The sequence below is a fragment of the Aquirufa salirivi genome (genome assembly GCF_045310485.1).
Taxonomy (GTDB): domain Bacteria; phylum Bacteroidota; class Bacteroidia; order Cytophagales; family Spirosomataceae; genus Aquirufa; species Aquirufa salirivi.
This window is the reverse complement of the sequence record NZ_JBEWZH010000026.1, coordinates 1-605: the sequence shown is the minus strand read 5'-3', so window position 1 is coordinate 605 and position 605 is coordinate 1. Positions and strand designations below refer to the sequence as shown.

Sequence of the window (605 nt, the reverse complement as noted above, 5' to 3'; positions counted from 1 at the left end):
AGCTTAGGCTTGAAGTACACAGGAACAGTAGGTTCAGGAAGCTTCACGTTTACTCCAGCCACAGGTACGGCGGTAACGAGTGGAAGTATCGATATCAATAGTGGATCGGCCAATAAGTTTGTGATTACAGGAAGCGGAACACAGACAGCAGGTACAAGTCAAACAATTACGATCACGGCGAAAGATGCACAAGGAAATACGGTAACAACTTACACAGGAGCTAAGAGTTTAACCTTCTCAGGAGCGAATAATTCTAGCTCACCAGTTACGTCACCTAAAGTAGGAAGTACTGACTTTGGCACAGCTACGAGTGTGACCTTCAGCAATGGAGTAGCCACAGCGAGCATGAGCTTATACAAAGTGGAGTCTGCTTCAATCAGTGTGACAGACGGCAGCTTGACAGCGAGTGGAGCAGGAGAATTAGCTGTTGGCGTATCGGTAGGAAGCTTTGCTAAGTTTAGTGTAGCGATTGCTGGACCACAAACTTCAGGTACAGCGTTTACAGGAACAAATACCTTAACGGCACAAGATGCTTATGGCAATACGGTAACAGGCTTTAGTGCTGCCAGCAATAACGTAACAGTAACAGCTAGTTTAACAGGAAG

At 46.0% G+C, this 605-nt stretch carries 1 protein-coding gene; it reads left to right on the top strand.

Translation table 11 applies throughout. The features are described from left to right. Nucleotides 1-605, top strand: a 605-nt coding sequence (locus U0R11_RS13525) for a hypothetical protein (RefSeq protein ID WP_406752357.1), incomplete at both ends; no start/stop codon positions are given.